The sequence below is a fragment of the Acinetobacter sp. YH16044 genome (assembly GCF_013417145.1).
GTDB lineage: Bacteria > Pseudomonadota > Gammaproteobacteria > Pseudomonadales > Moraxellaceae > Acinetobacter > Acinetobacter amyesii.
The window spans coordinates 89260-105358 of sequence record NZ_VPEK01000003.1; the positions used below are offsets into that span (position 1 = coordinate 89260).

Sequence of the window (16099 nt, forward strand, 5' to 3'; positions counted from 1 at the left end):
ATGTCTCACAGCAACATCCTATTACTTGTTAGACCACTTGCCAGTCTGTAAATCAAGCACAAGATTATTCACTGCTTCACGTACAGCTAAATCTAAAACTTTACCATTTAATGTTGAATCGTAAGATGCAGTAGAGCCAAAGCCAAGTACTTCTCGTTCGCTGAGTGCGTACTCACCAGCACCTTGTACAGAGTGTACAATCTCAGCCGTTTTTACATCTACAATGTTTAGATTAACTTTTGCATAAGCAATTTGAGTTTTACCACGACCTAGTACACCAAAAAGCTGGTGATCACCCACTTCTTTACGACCAAACTCAGACACATCACCAGTTAATACAAAACGCGCACCTTTAATCGACTGCGCAGATTTACTGAATCCAGATTCCTGCTGTAATTCAGATAAATTATCGCGGTTAAGTACAGAGAAATATCCAGACTGCTGAAGATGCGTTTCTAAAATTGTTTTTGCTTGACCACCTAAACGATCAACATTATCCGAAAAAATACCACGCATATAGCTTGAGCGATTGTCAAATTTACCAATCGAAACAGGTGTTTTTACACCAGTATATTGAACCGCTGCGGTTGCTGCTGTGACTTGCGGCGCTTGTATAGTTCTAGAAGTCTCTGTTGTTGAACAAGCTGTTAAAGACATACACCCCAATGCAGCTATTAATAAAATTTTATTAGACATATCATCCCTCTGATATTTATATAAAAAGCATACAAATAATAACAGTAAATAACATGATAAATGAAGAAATTTACCCGTTTAATAGCAACAAATATCGATCTAATTAACTTGTTTTTAACTCAGCTCTACCAACACATATAGCAGAATTAATACGCGACAGCCTGCAAAGATACATTTGACCTCAAAAATTTCAGCATAAAAAAGCCTCTATTCGTAGAGGCTTTTTTTGGGGGAGCTAAGTTCAATCACTTCATCCCAAAAATCAGCTTTAACCCAAGCACTGTCATCACTGCCCCTGCTGCCCGATCAAAACCCGCTTTAAACTTCAAATAGACTTTACGTGGTTTTTCTGCCGATAAAGCCACAGCGACCAATGAACACCACCCTGCATCGATAAAGAAACACAAAACTGGCAATACAAAGTAGAAATAAGTCGGAATCTCTTTCGGTAAAAGTGCCGTAAAAATACTGGCTAACACAATTGCAATTTTAGGATTCGACAACTGAGTAATTAAACCAGTGGTAAATGCACGACGGAGTGACATTTGCGAACTGCTCGAATTGCCTGCTTCGATGGGTTCTTTGGCATGTTTTATAATTTTAAATGCCATCCAAAGCAGATATAAACCACCACAAATTTTTAAAGCCAAATAAGCAGAAGGTACAGCCAATAAAAATGCCTGCAAACCCAATACCGCTAATAGCCCAAATATTGCAGCGCCGAAACCTGTACCAAGAGCGGTAAATAAACCGTGTTTACGTGAAATCGCAATGGAATTCTTCGCCACATAAATTGACGTTGGCCCCGGGCTCATTGCACCAAGTAATAGTGCTGCCGCAATCGAGCCTAATATCCAAAATGATTCCACTGTCACACCGTTTTCACTTAAATTCGTGGCAATTTTACAGATAGAATCTCTGAATTTCTCCCTATAATTTGCAGTGTTTATTTTAATTGACCAAATTTTTCACTATAAATAACTTGAATACCGCATTAATCCATCGCATGATCGTTAAAAGTACAAATTAATATCAAGACAATGAAATTAGCTGAAGCCCTACTTTTACGCAGTGACTTACAAACAAAATTGGCCTCGCTGCAACAAAGAATCAATAACAACGTGCTCATTCAAGAAGGTGATGCACCTAGCGAAGAACCAAATGCTTTAATTCAAGAAGCATTTGCCGTAAATACAGAACTTTATGGCTTAATTGAAAAGATTCACGCCACCAACGCACAGGCTAAAACCAGTTCAGGACGCTGCATGCTTTCGGTCCTCAATGAACGTGATTTATTGACCCAACAGCATCGTATCTTGCAACAAGCAATCGACAGCTCACGCCGTGAAAATGGTCGTTATAGCTCGAGTGAAATCCGTTGGATTAAAACCATTGCAGTGGCAGATTTACAAAAACAGGCCGATAGCATTAGTCAGCAACTTAGACAAAATAACTTAGAAATTCAGGCATCAAATTGGCAAATTGACCTGATAGATTGACCTGATTTAAGCATTTGAACCGCGGTTCATTCCAGTTCGGGCATACTGGGCGAGTACAGAGCCTTTTTAAATGTTTGTAAGGCTTTAATTCAACAAACAAAACTGCAGAAGTAAGACGTCTACTTCAAAATGTTCACACATCTGACGTATCACACTGCATCTGTGACTCTTTACATGTCACGTCTCACTACCGTGTACTGACAGTATGTCCACCCTATTTTTGACGGATCTATCTGCTAGTCGTCATCCGCAGCGGCTTCATTGAGTGCAACATCCTCACGGGGTAATTTATAGTCATGGTCATTTACAGGGACACCACCAATGATCATAGTGCGATGTTCATTTTGAGGACGATGCAATTCGTCAGTCGTATCACAGCCAACCATCCAAAAACCGCACAGGCACAGCATAGACAGCACAGCCGGACTTAATTTGCTCATTGGATGCCCTCCATTTTTATAATTATCTTGCTTATAAATTCAGCATAGCATTTTTGTGCAGATATTCACCTTATTTATCTGCCGATTTAGGGTCAATTGTCAGGAATTATGTCTCGGCGGTCTTTCCAATGCGGATGCAGATTGATGCCGATAGAAAAATATTTTCTTTTTAAAATAAATAATTTATTCATTTTCTTATAACCACATAGAAGACAAGTTACAAAACTGCTATCGAATACGATTTTACTTCGGACACTTTTGTCCGTTTAATAGCTAGATAAATTTAGAATGATGATGTCAAAGAATAATGTCCACACGTCAACAACTCGCTGCGCAAAACCGAGAAGTGCTTTTAGAAGCTGCGATTGAGGTATTCCGTATTCACGGGATCAATGCGCCTTTACAACTCATCATCAATCAGGCTCAAGTTGGACGTGCGACGTTTTATCGTAATTTTAATGACCGTCGTGAGTTGGTACTCGCCTTAATGCAAGCTGCCTTGAACCGACTTGAACAGCGTGCGCTTAATTATGCACAGTTCGATGATGGATTTATTCGCCTCATTCAAGACCATATTTATAATATTCCCTATCTCACGGCTTTAATGGAATATTGGCGTGTGATCGATCGGGATGATCCTGCCATGGTTGAAATATACCAACGACGTGATGCCATATTACAACCGATGATTGATCAGGCCATTCAAAATGGTCGCTGTCGAGCAGACTTTAAACCGGCGGACTATGCCATGGTCACCTCTATTTTGCGTGCAGCTTTGCAAGGCCATACCGAAGCAGATCAGGAAAAACTCGCCAAACGTGCCGTGGAGTTTTTACTACATGGTATTTACGGGTAATACGTCATGTCCAAATCTCCACGTTTATTGGAACCTGCTCCGGATTGGACACCCGAAGAAAAACCGACCCTGCCCGGCTCTCCCGCTGCCATTGCACATCCGACCTATAAGCGTTTTTTATACTTCTTTATCGGTTTATTTGTTGCGATCTCGGGCAGCTTAAGTAATGGATTCATTACGGCAAATTTACCCCTTCTACAAGGTGAATATGGCTTAACGCCTTCAGAAGCGGCATGGATCCCTGCGGCATTTGTTATGGCCAATGTCAGCTCCAACCTGATCTTATTTAAAGCCCGTCAACAATATGGACTTAGGCTATTTTCAGAAATTGGTTTGGTCTTATTTATCGCGGTGATGCTGCTGCATTTATTTGTCCATACCTATGAAATGGCAATTTTTGCACGGGTGATTAGCGGCTTACTTGCAGCTCCACTCAGTTCGCTTGGGATGTATTACATCATGCAAGCGTTTAAACGTGCTCATTTTGGTCGTGGGCTTTATCTAGCCTTGGGCTTTCAGCAGTTGGGGATTCCGCTGGCATGGATCATGTCGCCCTATCTGGTCGATGTAAATGATTGGTCTATTTTTTACACCTTTGAATTAGGTCTAGCCTTATGTTGTTTGGCGATGGTGGTCTCTCTTAAATTGCCACGAAGTCTAAGAATCGAGGTGTTTGAAAAGCAAGATTTATTCACCTTTGCATTATTAGCACCCGGCTTTGCTTTGCTATGTATCGTGTTGACTCAAGGCCCGATTCTTTGGTGGTTTGAGGCTGAATGGTTGGCCTATGTACTCATCGCCGCTTTGATTCTTTTAGTTGTCGGTCTGACCTATGAACATTTTCGGGTCAATCCCCTGATTGTCACACGCTGGCTCGGAACATCGTCGACCGTGAGTTTTATTATCGGTGCCTTTGCCATTCGCTTTCTCATGTCTGAACAAAGCTATGCGGCCGTGAATTTTTTGAAAACCATGGGCATGGGACCCGACCAATTTGTTTCCTTTTATACCGTCGTGCTGATTGGGATTGTCTTAGGTACAGTGTTTAGTGCCCTGACCTTTTCCAAAGAAAAAATCGTGCTTCATCTGCTTGGTGCAGCAGGTCTCGTGCTCTTTGCCTGTGCGCTGGATTACCACCTGACCAGTGATGTTCGACCGCATGATTTTTATTGGAGTCAGTTTTTGGTGGGCTTTGCCAGTGGCATGTTTATTGGCCCACTTTTGCTTACAGGCATTGTCAGTGCTTTGCAAAAAGGCCCATCTCACATGGTGACGTTTATCGTGCTGTTTTCTGCAACGCAAACCTTTGGGGGACTGGTCGGATCATCGTTCTTTTCGACCTATCAGCAAATGCGTACTCAAACCTATCAGGCACAGATTTATAATGATTTATCGCAAACCTCCCCTATAGTCGAACAGCGCCTACAACAATTGGCGCAAAGTGCGCATCAATATTCTTTAGACCCCAATTTAGACCAACAACAAGCCATACGTAGCCTTAATCAAACCATCACACGAGAAGCCCAAGTTCGAGCCTATAACGATGTAATTTTTTTAAATGGCATATTCGCCGTTTTATTGTTGCTTTGGGGTTTATTGCTGATGGGCAAAAATAAATATCAATTACGCCAACAGCAACGCTCGGATAGTAGTTAGATTTCTTCGATTTACACAACATAAGCCACAGCCAAATGACCTAATTGATATTGAGAACAACATGACCGAAGACCATAAACCCACTGAGCAAGCAGCAACACAGCAACAACAAGCAGCAACCGCTATGCCTGCGCCATCAAGCAAGCTTATTTCTACGCCGCAGCATACCCTGATTTTCATGTTGGTTATCCTCTTGTTGGGAATTGCGCTGATCTTATGGGCGTGGCGGATTGGTCCATTTCATAACAGTATCGAGTCGACTGAAAATAGCTATGTCAAAGGCAAAACCACGGTGCTTTCATCACAAATTAATGGTTATGTGAAAGATGTTTTGGTGACGGATTTTGATCATGTGAAAAAAGGTCAAGTGCTTATGCATATCGATGCAACGACCTATGATCAAAAAGTCACACAGGCTGAATCTGGGGTGGAACAAGCACAGAACTCTCTTGCCAATCAAAGTCAAGCCATTGAACAACGCAGGGCGGATATAACGGCGGCCGAAGCGAAAGTTGACCAATCACGTGCGGCCTATGAATTAGCCCTTGCACAAATGACGCGCTACCAACAACTCGGCAATACTGGCGCTGCATCGAAATCGGAACAAGATAAAGCCACTGCAGACGCTAAAAATAGTTTGGCCCAACTTCATCAAGCAGAGGCCAATTTGCTGGTTGCCAGAGAATCATTCAAAACTGCACAAGTTGCAGCGACAGGTCTTAAAGCGCAAGTAAATATTGCCAAAGCACAATTTGATCAGGCTGTGACCACCAAAGACTACAGCACGATTGTGGCACCTATGGATGGTCAGCTTGGCGAAGTCAGCCCGCGGATTGGTCAATATGTTGCTGCAGGCTCTCAACTGATGTATTTGATTCCACAGCAGCGCTGGGTGACTGCTAACTTTAAAGAAACACAAATTGCAGATATGCATATTGGTCAAAAAGCGTGGTTCAGCGTCGATGGTATGAAACATCAAAAATTTTACGGCAAAGTTGAGCAAATCTCCCCTGCGGCTGGTTCTGAATTTAGTGTATTGAAACCTGACAATGCCACAGGAAATTTCACCAAAGTCGTGCAACGCATTGCCGTGAAAATTGCGATTGATCCTAATCAACAAGGTTTAGAAAACTTAAGACCCGGTATGTCTGTCGTGACCTCCGTTGATGTTGCTAGTTAGTTGATGTCGGCAGTGAAGTGCTATAAGCAAAGTTGAACTGAACAAGATGTAAAAAATTTCATCTTCTGCAGCTCCCGTTTTACAATGCCTACCTATTTGACCTCCAACCACCAAGATAACGATCACCAACATGTTTGAATCTATCGCCCACGCCATTCCTGAGCAGACTATTCAATATCAAGGGGTTGATTTGTGTATTAAGCGTTTGGACTTAGTACACCCACAAATATCAGGCAATAAATTTTATAAACTTAAATATAATTTTATTGAGGCTCAGAAATTAGGGGTTAAACACGTGCTTAGCTTTGGGGGCGCTTATTCAAATCACATTGCAGCCACCGCATTTGCCGCACATTTATTTGGATTCGGTAGTCTAGGCATCATCCGTGGGGAAGAATTACAACATCAAGCCCGAAATCCTACTTTAGCTACCGCCGAACAGTTTGGTATGCAGCTCAATTTTGTCACACGCCAAAAGTATCGTGAACAGAAACAAGTAGACGCTTTAGCGCAATTACGACAGCAATATCCCGAACATTATGTCATTCCTGAAGGTGGAACTAATGCATTGGCTATCCGTGGCTGTACGGAAATCTTAAGCCATGAAAATCAACAAAATTTTGATCTCATCTGCTGTGCAGTCGGTACAGGTGGAACCATAACGGGCTTGATCGAAGCCAGTGCGGAACATCAACATGTTCTAGGTTTTTCAGCGCTCAAAGGTAATTTTCTTTGCGACGATGTTGCTCAGTTGACGCAGAAAACCAATTGGAACATCAGTAATGAATTTTGCTGTGGCGGCTATGCCAAAACAACGCCGGAACTATTACAGTTTATGCGGGACTTTGAACAACGCTATGCGATCCCATTAGAACAGGTTTATACGGCTAAAATGTTGCGAGGTATTTTCAGCATGATTGAGCGGGGTCAGATTACAAACCATCAGCGTGTTTTAGTGATTCATACTGGTGGCCTACAAGGTCGCCTGAAAGGTTCAACCGAAGCGCTAAAAAGCGTATAATCCTGCGTCCTTTCTTCCACGCGGAAACTTACCATGTCGCAAAATCAATATGATGTCCTTGTTTTAGGTGCTGGTGCATCAGGCTTAATGACGGCATATAAAGCGGCGCAGCGTGGACGCAAAGTTTTGGTGGTTGAAAAAGCCAATAAAGTTGGCAAAAAGATCCTGATGTCTGGCGGTGGTAAATGCAATTTCACCAATTTGTATGTCGAACCAGAAAATTATATTTCACATAATCCACACTTTGTTATTTCAGCATTAACTCGCTATACCAACTGGGACTTCATTGGTATGGTCTGCGAATATGGCATTGAGTACGAAGAGCGCAAACATGGGCAGTTATTTACCCAAAATGGTGCAAAAGAAATTCTCGCCATGCTATTGGCAGAATGTGACAAAACAGGATTGGTAGATATTAAAACCAACTGTGAAGTAAAAGCAGTCAATGCCTTACCTGAACAAGGCTTTCAAGTGGCAACCAATCTAGGCTATTTTGAAGCAGAATCGGTGGTTATTGCCACTGGTGGTCTGTCTATTCCTACATTAGGCGGTTCAGGAATTGGCTATGAGATTGCTAAACAATTCGGACATTCCGTCTACCCCACTCGCGCTGGCTTAGTACCCTTCACCTTTTCAGATAGTTTTAAAGAAGTCACCACACGCTTGAGTGGCAATGCTGTTGAAGCCACGTTATCGAATGAGTTAAATAGTTTTACTGAGGCTTTACTCTTTACTCACCGTGGTTTAAGTGGCCCAAGCTCATTGCAGCTTTCAAACTACTGGGATGTCGGTCAACGTTTTAATATCAATTTCCTGCCAACTTTAGATGTTTTAGATTTCCTCAAATCTAAGAAAACTAGTCAACCGAAAGTGTTACTGCGTACACTGTTCAATGAACACTTACCGAAAAGTGTAGTTATAGAATTACAAAATCTGATTTGGCCTGAACAAGCTGAATTAGCCATTGGCAATATCAGTGATGAAAAACTGGAACTTATTGCAAGCCGTTTAGAAAGCTTTGAAGTGAAGCCATCAGGCACTGAAGGTTACCGTACTGCTGAGGTTACTCTGGGTGGTGTGGATACCACTGAAGTCTCATCAAAAACCATGGAAAGTAAAAAACAAAAAGGCTTGTACTTTATTGGCGAAGTGCTCGATGTAACGGGGCATTTAGGTGGATACAACTTCCAATGGGCATGGGCTTCTGCGCATGCCGCTTCTGAATACGTCTGATCTCTACATAGAATGAATTAATCATAATCCGCAGATGAACTCTGCATAAAAAAGGCTGATTCATTCAGCCCTTTTTTTATGCCCAATCTGACTTATTCAAGATAGTCGGTTTTAAATAATGATACTGACGACGACGAAGTTCGTTGAATTGTCATATCCATTTTTTCAACAGCAACTGAAATATGTTGTGGTTGCACGCTTGCGGTTTGTTTGAGTGTCGAAACTAAAGTATTGAACATTGAAATTACCCCCATTTTGCCATTCCTTTGCACGGATCATAGGTGTCATTCATGACAGCAATATGAATCCTAAGTTTTTATATTTTAAGTAATATTCCATATATCACTATTACTTAAAATACCAATTTTCGGGTAAATTTCAATCATTATTTTTGGACTGATTGGTATAATTTTTTTCACTGTTTAGCGGTGATTGTTCTGTCTGCTCCAAATCAATGCGTTTTGGTTTTGTAAAAATAAAGCGTCGTGCGCTCGCCAAAAAACCCACCGTGATCCCTGCAATAATCACTGGGGCTAAAAATTTATTCGGTGCTTTTGCCATACAATATTCCTTATAGAGCATTAAAATCGACCACTTAAGCGTGGCCGATTTTCTAAAGACGGAACAGGTTAATTAGGGTCATCTGGTTTTGGCGGAGTTACAGGTGCCGAAGGTGCATCGACCTCTTTTTCAGCCTCACCTGTCGAACCAAATGGATTATTTGGTGGTTGATCACTCGGGTTTACATCCAACTGATCTGGCGTCGCAGTTTCTTTTTCACTGATGCCTGGGGCAGCGTGTTGAATGTTTGGATAGCCATCATCGGTTTTCACTTCAGAAGTATTATGAACAGAAGTTGATGACGTAGGACTAGATGTTGGCGTATTAAAGGTAGTTTTTGCCTTCGCCTGTTCCTGTACTGGATTCGGTTCATTGGCTTCACGTTTTGCTTTATCAATAAGATCTGATAACAGTCGTTCCGCTGGATTGCGACCACCTAAACCAAAGGCCAAAGCGAATGCAACTGCAACCGCACCAAGGGTTAAACCAAAGGCCAAATTCACGATCGAGTCGGCAATACCCATGGCACGCAAGCCCATGGCGACAACCAAGCCCATAATCAGCACACGAACCAAATTACCTAACCAACGTGAACTGTTGTATTCCCCTCGTTGCACCACATTTGCCACAATATTGGCAAGCCAGAAACCCACCACCAAAATCACGGCACCAAGTAAAATACTTGCACCGAACTGGATAAACATGGCAATTAAGGCACTGATTTGCTCAAAGCCTAAACGGTTAGCGGCTTCAGATACCGCAAACAGCATGGTGAAAAATACGATCAGGCAACCGACCACATCCGACACTTTGGTATTGCCCAAAAAGCGTTGAATGTCTAATTTTTCTGGCACAGCATCAACACCTGTACCCGAGATCACATCCACCACTAGACGTGCCACAAAGCGTGACACCACATAGGCCAAAATTAAGATTAAACCTGCGGCAATGATGTTCGGTATCGCATACATGATCTCATGTAACATGGCTGTTGCAGGCTGAGAAATCGCCTCGATACCAAGTGCTTCGAAAGCCACAATTAATGCAGTGATAATGACTATAGCAAAGACAAAATTACCCAAAACTTGAGCAAGTTTTGCGTTTTTAAACATGCCCACTTTTTCGACTTGCTGCTGCAAACTCAAACTGTTCACCAAGCCTTCCACGATACCTCGCACAATCTTCGCCAAAATATAACCCACAAAGACGATGACACCGGCAATAAAGATATTGGGAAGATAAGAAACAACTTCAGTGACCATATTTTGGATTGGGAACAATAGACCGTTCAAACCCAAGATCGATAAAACAATCGGTAGGAAAAGTAACAAAATCAGCCAATATACAATTTCACTGATATTTTGACTGATAGGGCTGACACCAACCTCAGAACTAAGTTTTTCATCGAGTTGGGTTTTATCAAGCAGTTTCTTTGAACCGACTTTGACCAAACTCGCCACGATCCAACCAATAAAACCTACAGCTACCGCAGCCAAGAGCTGTGGAATAAATAACAAGAACTGCTGAATCATATTACTGAATGGGCCACTGACACTGGTCAAATTCAGCACATTGAGCGCACCAATGACGGCAATGATCAAAATAATCCAGAACACTACTCTGGAGACTATATTTTCAACATTGGAACGGTGCCCAGTTGCATTTGAAAGTTTTTGATTTGTACCTAATTGTTGCAGAACTTTTTTGACGCCAGCAGCAATCAATAAAGCAATGACCCAACCAATCAGGAGAATTGCTACTGCACTTAAAATGGGGTGAAACTGTTCCCAATAATACATGGCATCAAAACGGCCACGCGGACCACCCAGATAATCATTCATACGTTCGCCCTCATTGTTATACATGATCTGTTGTTATGTGCATTTTTACGTATGCCGCGATATCACACAGCATTGGTGCTTTAAACTTGAGCTTTCTTTTCCACCTTAGTTTTTGCGTATTTTTTAATCAACCAAAGTATGCATAACTCCAACAAAAGCTCACAATTGAATGTAAAAAAGCCTTGGCATAACCAAGGCTTTATTTGTGTCATTCTGATGAGATGCTTAAGGTTCAGATCTTGCAATCATGTAAATCTGACTCATGTATTTATCATCAATGATCTGTCGCAGTTGCAGTATTTGAATCATTGGCAACAGCTTCATCCCCTGCTGTACCGCTAGTCGTATCATTGGCAGTTGCAGTTTGTGCATTCGGTGCAGGATGATCAGGTGGTGCATCCGAAGCAGACGGTTTCATATCTGCAAACATATAAAACAATAACGCGATTAAGAAGATACCCACTAAAATTAGCATATACACTGGGATACGTTTTTTTTGTGTTGTTTCTTCTACGCTGGTGGTATGGGGCGGTTTATTAAAATCGTGTGTCATATTCCCCTCGCTATTTTGTTGTTCGTCGTTCACTTTTTATACTAGCAATACAATATCCATTGTTGTGTGAAGAACAATTACAATCCGTGAAAACATGTAACTTGAAAGATCAGTTCAATTTACATCCGTCTTGCTGTTTAAATAGATGACTGATTTTTAGATTTAAAATCAATCACTAAGGTAAAAATATCGGAGCATGAAATGAATGTACCATTTCAATCGTATTCATTTTCAGAGTATCAAGTGTTGCAAAAATAAATGCTTTTTTGAGCTAGATGGAATTCTCTGCTTTTGATGAATGAAATGAGCTATAATCATGCACCTTATTTTTCACCTGTTATCAAATCTATGGCGTACCATCAACAAGGTGTAACGCTTGATCTTGACACTGACGTCACTCATCAATGTTCCCTTCATTACACTCGTGATCAGCATCTTATTGGCATTATTGAATTTAGTAAGCCAAGTTATGTGTTGAAATGGGGTGATTTGGAATATTTCCGCCGACGTACTGAAGAGTTTTCAGTGATGCCATTCCCTGAATGCATCAATGCGATGGTGATTGATATTCGAAATATTGCGGCTTTTTTAGATAATGAAGTGCCTATTATTCCTTGGCGCTTGCTCGAAGAAGAATGCCCGATTCGCTTAGTTGTTCCCCAAGATCGACTGGAGCATTATGCTGGCTTTTTTGAACCGACTTGGTTGACTTCCGACGTAGACACAGCGATTCAAGAAATTCGTGAATTTATGGATATGTTTGTGCATTAACACGGAGATTAAACTAAAGTTTAATCCCGAAAACCTCCATTTGGAGGTTTTTTTATGCCCTTTTATTTTCATTATCTATTTCACGATAAATATAATTCATTTAATATTCAATCGCTTATAACAAATTTACTTATAAAAAATGTTCATAACTTATCCCATTTCTTAGTAACAATTCGGCAATAAATTTTGCTTGAGCCTTGTTCGATTTATCACCTAAGATGTAGAAAATGATCTCTTTTTTATTGTTGAAACATTCTTAAAAACAGAGCAATAAAACTAAATACGTAACAAGATCATAAAAAGTGGATATTAAATCAGGGTAAAAGGAGTTTTAACGATGACGTCAAAAAAACATTTAGCAACTTTGTTCTGTGCAAGTGCGCTCACTTTAGGGCTTAGCGCATGTAGTGACAATAAAGCACCTACAACGGATAAAGCTGCAGGAAGTGAAGCTGCTGTTTCTGACTCAGGGACTTTAGATAAGATCAAAAAATCGGGCACGATTGTTTTAGGCTATCGCGATTCATCGATTCCATTTTCATATATCGCAGATAATCCAAACCAACCTGTGGGTTATGCGCATGATCTTCAATTAAAAGTAGTTGAAGCAGTAAAAAAACAATTAAATCTTCCCGATTTAAAAATCCGTTATAACTTAGTGACCAGCCAAAACCGAATTCCATTAGTTTCTAATGGCACCGTCGACTTAGAGTGTGGTTCAACCACCAACAATAAAGAACGCCAACAACAAGTTGATTTCTCAACAGGTTTCTTTGAAGTGGGTTCACGCTTACTTACTGCAAAAGACTCTGGGATTAAAGACTTCGCTGACCTTAAAGGTAAAAAATTAGTCACCACGGCAGGAACTACATCTGAGCGTTATATTCGTCAACATGAAAAAGAGTTAGGTATTGGTGAAGTCATTTCTGCCAAAGACCACGCTGAGTCTTTCCTCATGCTACAAAATGGTCGTGCAGCGGCATTTATGATGGATGATATTTTGCTGGCGGGTGAAAAATCGAAAGCCAAAGATCCAAATAAATGGGAAATCGTAGGTACAGCGCCGATTCATGAAATCTATGGTTGTATGCTGCGTAAAGGCGATACTGGCTTTAAACAAGTGGTTGATGATGCAATCAAAGCAACTTATAGCTCTGGTGAAATCAATGACATGTATAAAAAATGGTTCCAAACGCCAATTCCACCAAAAAATATCAATTTGAATTTCCCGATGTCTGATCAATTAAAAGTATTGATTAGTAATCCACATGACCGTGACGAATAACTTTCCCTAAACATTCTAAAGATGCTTAAGCCAAACGGATTTTGGCTTAAGCTCATTATAGGGAGTTCCTATGAATTATAGCTGGAATTGGGGTGTGCTGTTCCAATCTACAGGTGTAGGTGATTCGACCTACCTGAATTGGATTTTAATTGGAATCGGCTGGCTGTTTGTCATCGCTTTGGTGGCATGGAGCATTGCGATGGTGCTTGGCAGCATCTTGGGTATTATGCGTACCCTACCGAGTCCTATAGCACGAGGTATTGGTACGGCCTACGTGACTATTTTCCGAAATGTACCCTTATTGATTCAACTGTTTATTTGGTTCTATGTTGTACCTAACTTCCTCCCTGCTGCGATTAAAAGCTGGTGGATGAATGACCTTGGGGCAAATACGACCGCCTTAATTTCTGCAAGTGTCGGCTTGGGTCTATTTACAGCTGCACGGGTCTGTGAGCAAGTCAGGACTGGTATTGAAGCGCTTCCTTTGGGGCAAACCAATGCAGGTTATGCCATGGGATTTAGTACGGCTCAACTATACCGCTATGTGATCTTACCGCAGTCATTCCGCACGATTTTGCCACCCCTCAGCTCTGAGTTGACCAACTGTGTCAAAAACACCTCAGTCGCGTCTTTGGTCGGAGTTGCAGAAATCATTTCGCAGATGAAAACCATCAGTGAATACACGCAAAACACCATCGAAATTTATACCTACGTCACCATTATTTTCATCGTGATCAATATCTGTTTAATTGGTTTCATGAATTTTCTGGAAAAACGCCTACGCGTTCCTGGCTTAATTGCAGGAGATAAATAATGGAATGGCTCAGTTCTTTTATTCAAGACCTCCAAGCGTCTGGCCCTGCGCTATGGCATGGTTTCAGCATCACGCTAAAAGTGGTGATCACGGCAACCATTGGTGGTGTCTTTATTGGGACTTTATTGGCGTTGATGCGCCTGTCCTCGATTAAAGTATTTAATATTTTTGCTAAAGGCTATGTGAACCTCTTTCGTTCTATTCCTTTGCTCTTGGTGCTGATGTGGTTCTACTTTGCCGTACCCTTTATCTACACAGGGATCACAGGTAACTATCTAACGATTGATACTGCCCTCGTGTCGAGTATCGTGGCCTTCATGCTATTTGAAGCTGCTTACTTTTCAGAGATTGTCCGTGCCGGGATTCAATCGATTCCTAAAGGCCAAACTTCTGCAGCTTATGCTTTGGGTATGAGCTATGGCCAAGCAATGCGCCTAATTATTTTGCCGCAATCTTTCCGCAAAATGACGCCACTGCTTTTACAGCAAACCATCATTCTGTTCCAAGATTCAACCATGGTTTATGCCATCGGGCTCTTAGACTTTTTCCGCACCAATTATGTTCGAGGCGACCTCATGTCATTGTTAACTCAATACATTCTGTTTGCCGGTCTGGTGTATTTCACTATTAGTATGATCGCCACCTATGCAGTTAAAAAATTACAACGGAGGTTAAGTGTATGACCGATCAAAAAACGATGATTGACCTCCAAAATGTCAGTAAATGGTATAAAGATTTTCAAGTGCTCACCGATTGCACGACTCAAATTAAACAAGGTGAAGTGGTTGTCGTGTGTGGGCCCTCTGGCTCAGGGAAATCAACCCTTATTAAAACCGTCAATGGACTTGAGCCTTTTCAAGCCGGTACGATTTTGGTCGACGGAATTTCCATTAATGACCCAAAAACCGATTTAAATAAACTACGTAGTCGTGTTGGTATGGTGTTCCAGCACTTTGAACTGTTTCCACATTTATCCATTACCGAAAATCTAACCATTGCGCAAGTTAAAGTCTTGGGCCGATCAGAAGCCGAAGCCAAGAAAAAAGGCTTGGCTTATTTAGACCGTGTGGGTTTAAGTGCACATGCCGCTAAATTCCCTGCACAGTTATCAGGTGGACAACAACAACGTGTTGCGATTGCACGTGCGCTCAGTATGGACCCGATTGCCATGCTGTTTGATGAACCGACTTCGGCACTTGATCCAGAGATGATTAACGAAGTGCTTGATGTGATGGTGGGTCTTGCCAAAGAAGGTATGACCATGATGTGTGTAACCCATGAGATGGGCTTCGCGCGTCAGGTTGCGGACCGTGTGATCTTTATGGATCAAGGAAAAATTGTGGAAGACTGTAGTAAAGATGAATTCTTTAATGCCCCTCGTGGTGAACGAGCGCAGCAGTTCTTAAATAAAATTCTGCATTAACAACAAAACGTTTATTTAACTGATGTTACGCAGTAACATCAGAAGCGTAATTTGATTCAAATAAAAGTACGATACGCGGTAACGTCATCCGCAAGTGTTTGAGATAGGACTTCTTCTAATCAAAAATATTTTTGCGATACTTTTGATAATTAGACACTAGTAAACGAGTTTTGCTGTGAGGAGCACTGCAGCAAAGCACGCTTCTCATTTTGCCTAATGAGAAGCGTGCTTCGTAAGAGTACCTCTAGCCGAAGGCTAATTACTTTATTC

General features: G+C 41.4%; 17 protein-coding genes. 11 read left to right on the plus strand and 6 right to left on the minus strand.

Going from position 1 to position 16099, the window contains the following annotated elements:
- Positions 1 to 21: 21 nt before the first annotated feature.
- Together FTV38_RS03205 and FTV38_RS03210 are read right to left on the minus strand one after the other, a co-directional pair.
- The gene (locus FTV38_RS03205; protein WP_180007514.1) at positions 22 to 696 is read right to left on the minus strand and encodes a CsgG/HfaB family protein; all 675 of its coding nucleotides are present in this window, start codon (positions 694 to 696) and stop codon (positions 22 to 24) included.
- A gap of 245 nt (positions 697 to 941) precedes the next feature.
- Positions 942 to 1565 (minus strand): LysE family translocator, encoded by a 624-nt coding sequence (locus tag FTV38_RS03210; RefSeq protein ID WP_180021303.1) that lies wholly within the window; start codon positions 1563 to 1565, stop codon positions 942 to 944.
- A 171-nt stretch (positions 1566 to 1736) separates the two neighbouring features.
- Between FTV38_RS03210 and FTV38_RS03215 the strand changes: the two genes are divergently transcribed.
- Positions 1737 to 2195 (plus strand): DIP1984 family protein, encoded by a 459-nt coding sequence (locus FTV38_RS03215; RefSeq protein ID WP_168378581.1) that lies wholly within the window; start codon positions 1737 to 1739, stop codon positions 2193 to 2195.
- Between the two features lie 236 nt (positions 2196 to 2431).
- Here the strand turns inward: FTV38_RS03215 and FTV38_RS03220 are convergent, their stop codons facing one another.
- Positions 2432 to 2635, minus strand: coding sequence for an NF038215 family lipoprotein (locus FTV38_RS03220; protein ID WP_168378580.1), 204 nt, complete (start codon positions 2633 to 2635; stop codon positions 2432 to 2434).
- 307 nt (positions 2636 to 2942) lie between these two features.
- Between FTV38_RS03220 and FTV38_RS03225 the strand changes: the two genes are divergently transcribed.
- The 5 genes from FTV38_RS03225 to FTV38_RS03245 all read left to right on the plus strand — a co-directional run bounded on the left by FTV38_RS03225 (position 2943) and on the right by FTV38_RS03245 (position 8581).
- Complete coding sequence (locus FTV38_RS03225) at positions 2943 to 3491, plus strand: TetR/AcrR family transcriptional regulator (RefSeq protein ID WP_180021305.1); 549 nt, start codon at positions 2943 to 2945, stop codon at positions 3489 to 3491.
- 6 nt (positions 3492 to 3497) lie between these two features.
- A complete protein-coding gene (locus FTV38_RS03230) occupies positions 3498 to 5147 on the plus strand; it encodes an MFS transporter (protein WP_180021307.1) in 1650 nt (549 codons plus the stop codon).
- A gap of 61 nt (positions 5148 to 5208) precedes the next feature.
- The gene (locus FTV38_RS03235) at positions 5209 to 6327 is read left to right on the plus strand and encodes an HlyD family secretion protein (RefSeq protein ID WP_180021309.1); all 1119 of its coding nucleotides are present in this window, start codon (positions 5209 to 5211) and stop codon (positions 6325 to 6327) included.
- A gap of 130 nt (positions 6328 to 6457) precedes the next feature.
- A complete protein-coding gene (locus tag FTV38_RS03240; RefSeq protein WP_180021311.1) occupies positions 6458 to 7348 on the plus strand; it encodes a 1-aminocyclopropane-1-carboxylate deaminase/D-cysteine desulfhydrase in 891 nt (296 codons plus the stop codon).
- Between the two features lie 33 nt (positions 7349 to 7381).
- On the plus strand, positions 7382 to 8581 hold the full coding sequence (locus tag FTV38_RS03245; RefSeq protein WP_180021313.1) for an NAD(P)/FAD-dependent oxidoreductase: 1200 nt from the start codon (positions 7382 to 7384) through the stop codon (positions 8579 to 8581).
- Between the two features lie 378 nt (positions 8582 to 8959).
- Here the strand turns inward: FTV38_RS03245 and FTV38_RS03250 are convergent, their stop codons facing one another.
- The 3 genes from FTV38_RS03250 to FTV38_RS03260 all read right to left on the minus strand — a co-directional run bounded on the left by FTV38_RS03250 (position 8960) and on the right by FTV38_RS03260 (position 11536).
- Positions 8960 to 9142 (minus strand): hypothetical protein, encoded by a 183-nt coding sequence (locus FTV38_RS03250; protein WP_180021315.1) that lies wholly within the window; start codon positions 9140 to 9142, stop codon positions 8960 to 8962.
- A 68-nt stretch (positions 9143 to 9210) separates the two neighbouring features.
- Positions 9211 to 10983, minus strand: coding sequence for a mechanosensitive ion channel (locus FTV38_RS03255; protein ID WP_180021317.1), 1773 nt, complete (start codon positions 10981 to 10983; stop codon positions 9211 to 9213).
- Between the two features lie 274 nt (positions 10984 to 11257).
- Positions 11258 to 11536: a hypothetical protein gene (locus tag FTV38_RS03260; RefSeq protein WP_180021321.1), complete on the minus strand. Its 279-nt coding sequence runs from the start codon at positions 11534 to 11536 to the stop codon at positions 11258 to 11260.
- Positions 11537 to 11884: 348 nt separating this feature from the next.
- Between FTV38_RS03260 and FTV38_RS03265 the strand changes: the two genes are divergently transcribed.
- The 5 genes from FTV38_RS03265 to FTV38_RS03285 all read left to right on the plus strand — a co-directional run bounded on the left by FTV38_RS03265 (position 11885) and on the right by FTV38_RS03285 (position 15829).
- Positions 11885 to 12307, plus strand: a complete 423-nt coding sequence (locus FTV38_RS03265; RefSeq protein ID WP_078191199.1) for a hypothetical protein — start codon at positions 11885 to 11887, stop codon at positions 12305 to 12307.
- Positions 12308 to 12644: 337 nt separating this feature from the next.
- On the plus strand, positions 12645 to 13592 hold the full coding sequence (locus tag FTV38_RS03270) for a transporter substrate-binding domain-containing protein (RefSeq protein ID WP_180021324.1): 948 nt from the start codon (positions 12645 to 12647) through the stop codon (positions 13590 to 13592).
- Positions 13593 to 13662: 70 nt separating this feature from the next.
- Positions 13663 to 14406 carry an amino acid ABC transporter permease gene (locus FTV38_RS03275; protein ID WP_180021326.1) on the plus strand — a complete coding sequence of 248 codons (744 nt, stop codon included), beginning with the start codon at positions 13663 to 13665 and terminating at the stop codon, positions 14404 to 14406.
- The gene (locus tag FTV38_RS03280; RefSeq protein ID WP_180021328.1) at positions 14406 to 15089 is read left to right on the plus strand and encodes an ABC transporter permease subunit; all 684 of its coding nucleotides are present in this window, start codon (positions 14406 to 14408) and stop codon (positions 15087 to 15089) included. The genes FTV38_RS03275 and FTV38_RS03280 overlap by 1 nt, the downstream gene beginning before the upstream one ends.
- Positions 15086 to 15829 carry an amino acid ABC transporter ATP-binding protein gene (locus FTV38_RS03285; RefSeq protein WP_373686456.1) on the plus strand — a complete coding sequence of 248 codons (744 nt, stop codon included), beginning with the start codon at positions 15086 to 15088 and terminating at the stop codon, positions 15827 to 15829. Before FTV38_RS03280 ends, FTV38_RS03285 begins: the two co-directional genes overlap by 4 nt.
- Positions 15830 to 16099: the final 270 nt, after the last annotated feature.

Excerpts from the sequence above, each read along its gene's own strand:
- FTV38_RS03205 (WP_180007514.1), bottom strand. The coding sequence starts at position 696 with ATGTCTAATAAAATTTTATTAATAGCTGCATTGGGGTGTATGTCTTTA.
- FTV38_RS03215 (WP_168378581.1), top strand. The coding sequence starts at position 1,737 with ATGAAATTAGCTGAAGCCCTACTTTTACGCAGTGACTTACAAACAAAA.
- FTV38_RS03220 (WP_168378580.1), bottom strand. The coding sequence starts at position 2,635 with ATGAGCAAATTAAGTCCGGCTGTGCTGTCTATGCTGTGCCTGTGCGGT.
- FTV38_RS03225 (WP_180021305.1), top strand. The coding sequence starts at position 2,943 with ATGTCCACACGTCAACAACTCGCTGCGCAAAACCGAGAAGTGCTTTTA.
- FTV38_RS03230 (WP_180021307.1), top strand. The coding sequence starts at position 3,498 with ATGTCCAAATCTCCACGTTTATTGGAACCTGCTCCGGATTGGACACCC.
- FTV38_RS03235 (WP_180021309.1), top strand. The coding sequence starts at position 5,209 with ATGACCGAAGACCATAAACCCACTGAGCAAGCAGCAACACAGCAACAA.
- FTV38_RS03240 (WP_180021311.1), top strand. The coding sequence starts at position 6,458 with ATGTTTGAATCTATCGCCCACGCCATTCCTGAGCAGACTATTCAATAT.
- FTV38_RS03245 (WP_180021313.1), top strand. The coding sequence starts at position 7,382 with ATGTCGCAAAATCAATATGATGTCCTTGTTTTAGGTGCTGGTGCATCA.
- FTV38_RS03250 (WP_180021315.1), bottom strand. The coding sequence starts at position 9,142 with ATGGCAAAAGCACCGAATAAATTTTTAGCCCCAGTGATTATTGCAGGG.
- FTV38_RS03255 (WP_180021317.1), bottom strand. The coding sequence starts at position 10,983 with ATGAATGATTATCTGGGTGGTCCGCGTGGCCGTTTTGATGCCATGTAT.
- FTV38_RS03260 (WP_180021321.1), bottom strand. The coding sequence starts at position 11,536 with ATGACACACGATTTTAATAAACCGCCCCATACCACCAGCGTAGAAGAA.
- FTV38_RS03265 (WP_078191199.1), top strand. The coding sequence starts at position 11,885 with ATGGCGTACCATCAACAAGGTGTAACGCTTGATCTTGACACTGACGTC.
- FTV38_RS03270 (WP_180021324.1), top strand. The coding sequence starts at position 12,645 with ATGACGTCAAAAAAACATTTAGCAACTTTGTTCTGTGCAAGTGCGCTC.
- FTV38_RS03275 (WP_180021326.1), top strand. The coding sequence starts at position 13,663 with ATGAATTATAGCTGGAATTGGGGTGTGCTGTTCCAATCTACAGGTGTA.
- FTV38_RS03280 (WP_180021328.1), top strand. The coding sequence starts at position 14,406 with ATGGAATGGCTCAGTTCTTTTATTCAAGACCTCCAAGCGTCTGGCCCT.
- FTV38_RS03285 (WP_373686456.1), top strand. The coding sequence starts at position 15,086 with ATGACCGATCAAAAAACGATGATTGACCTCCAAAATGTCAGTAAATGG.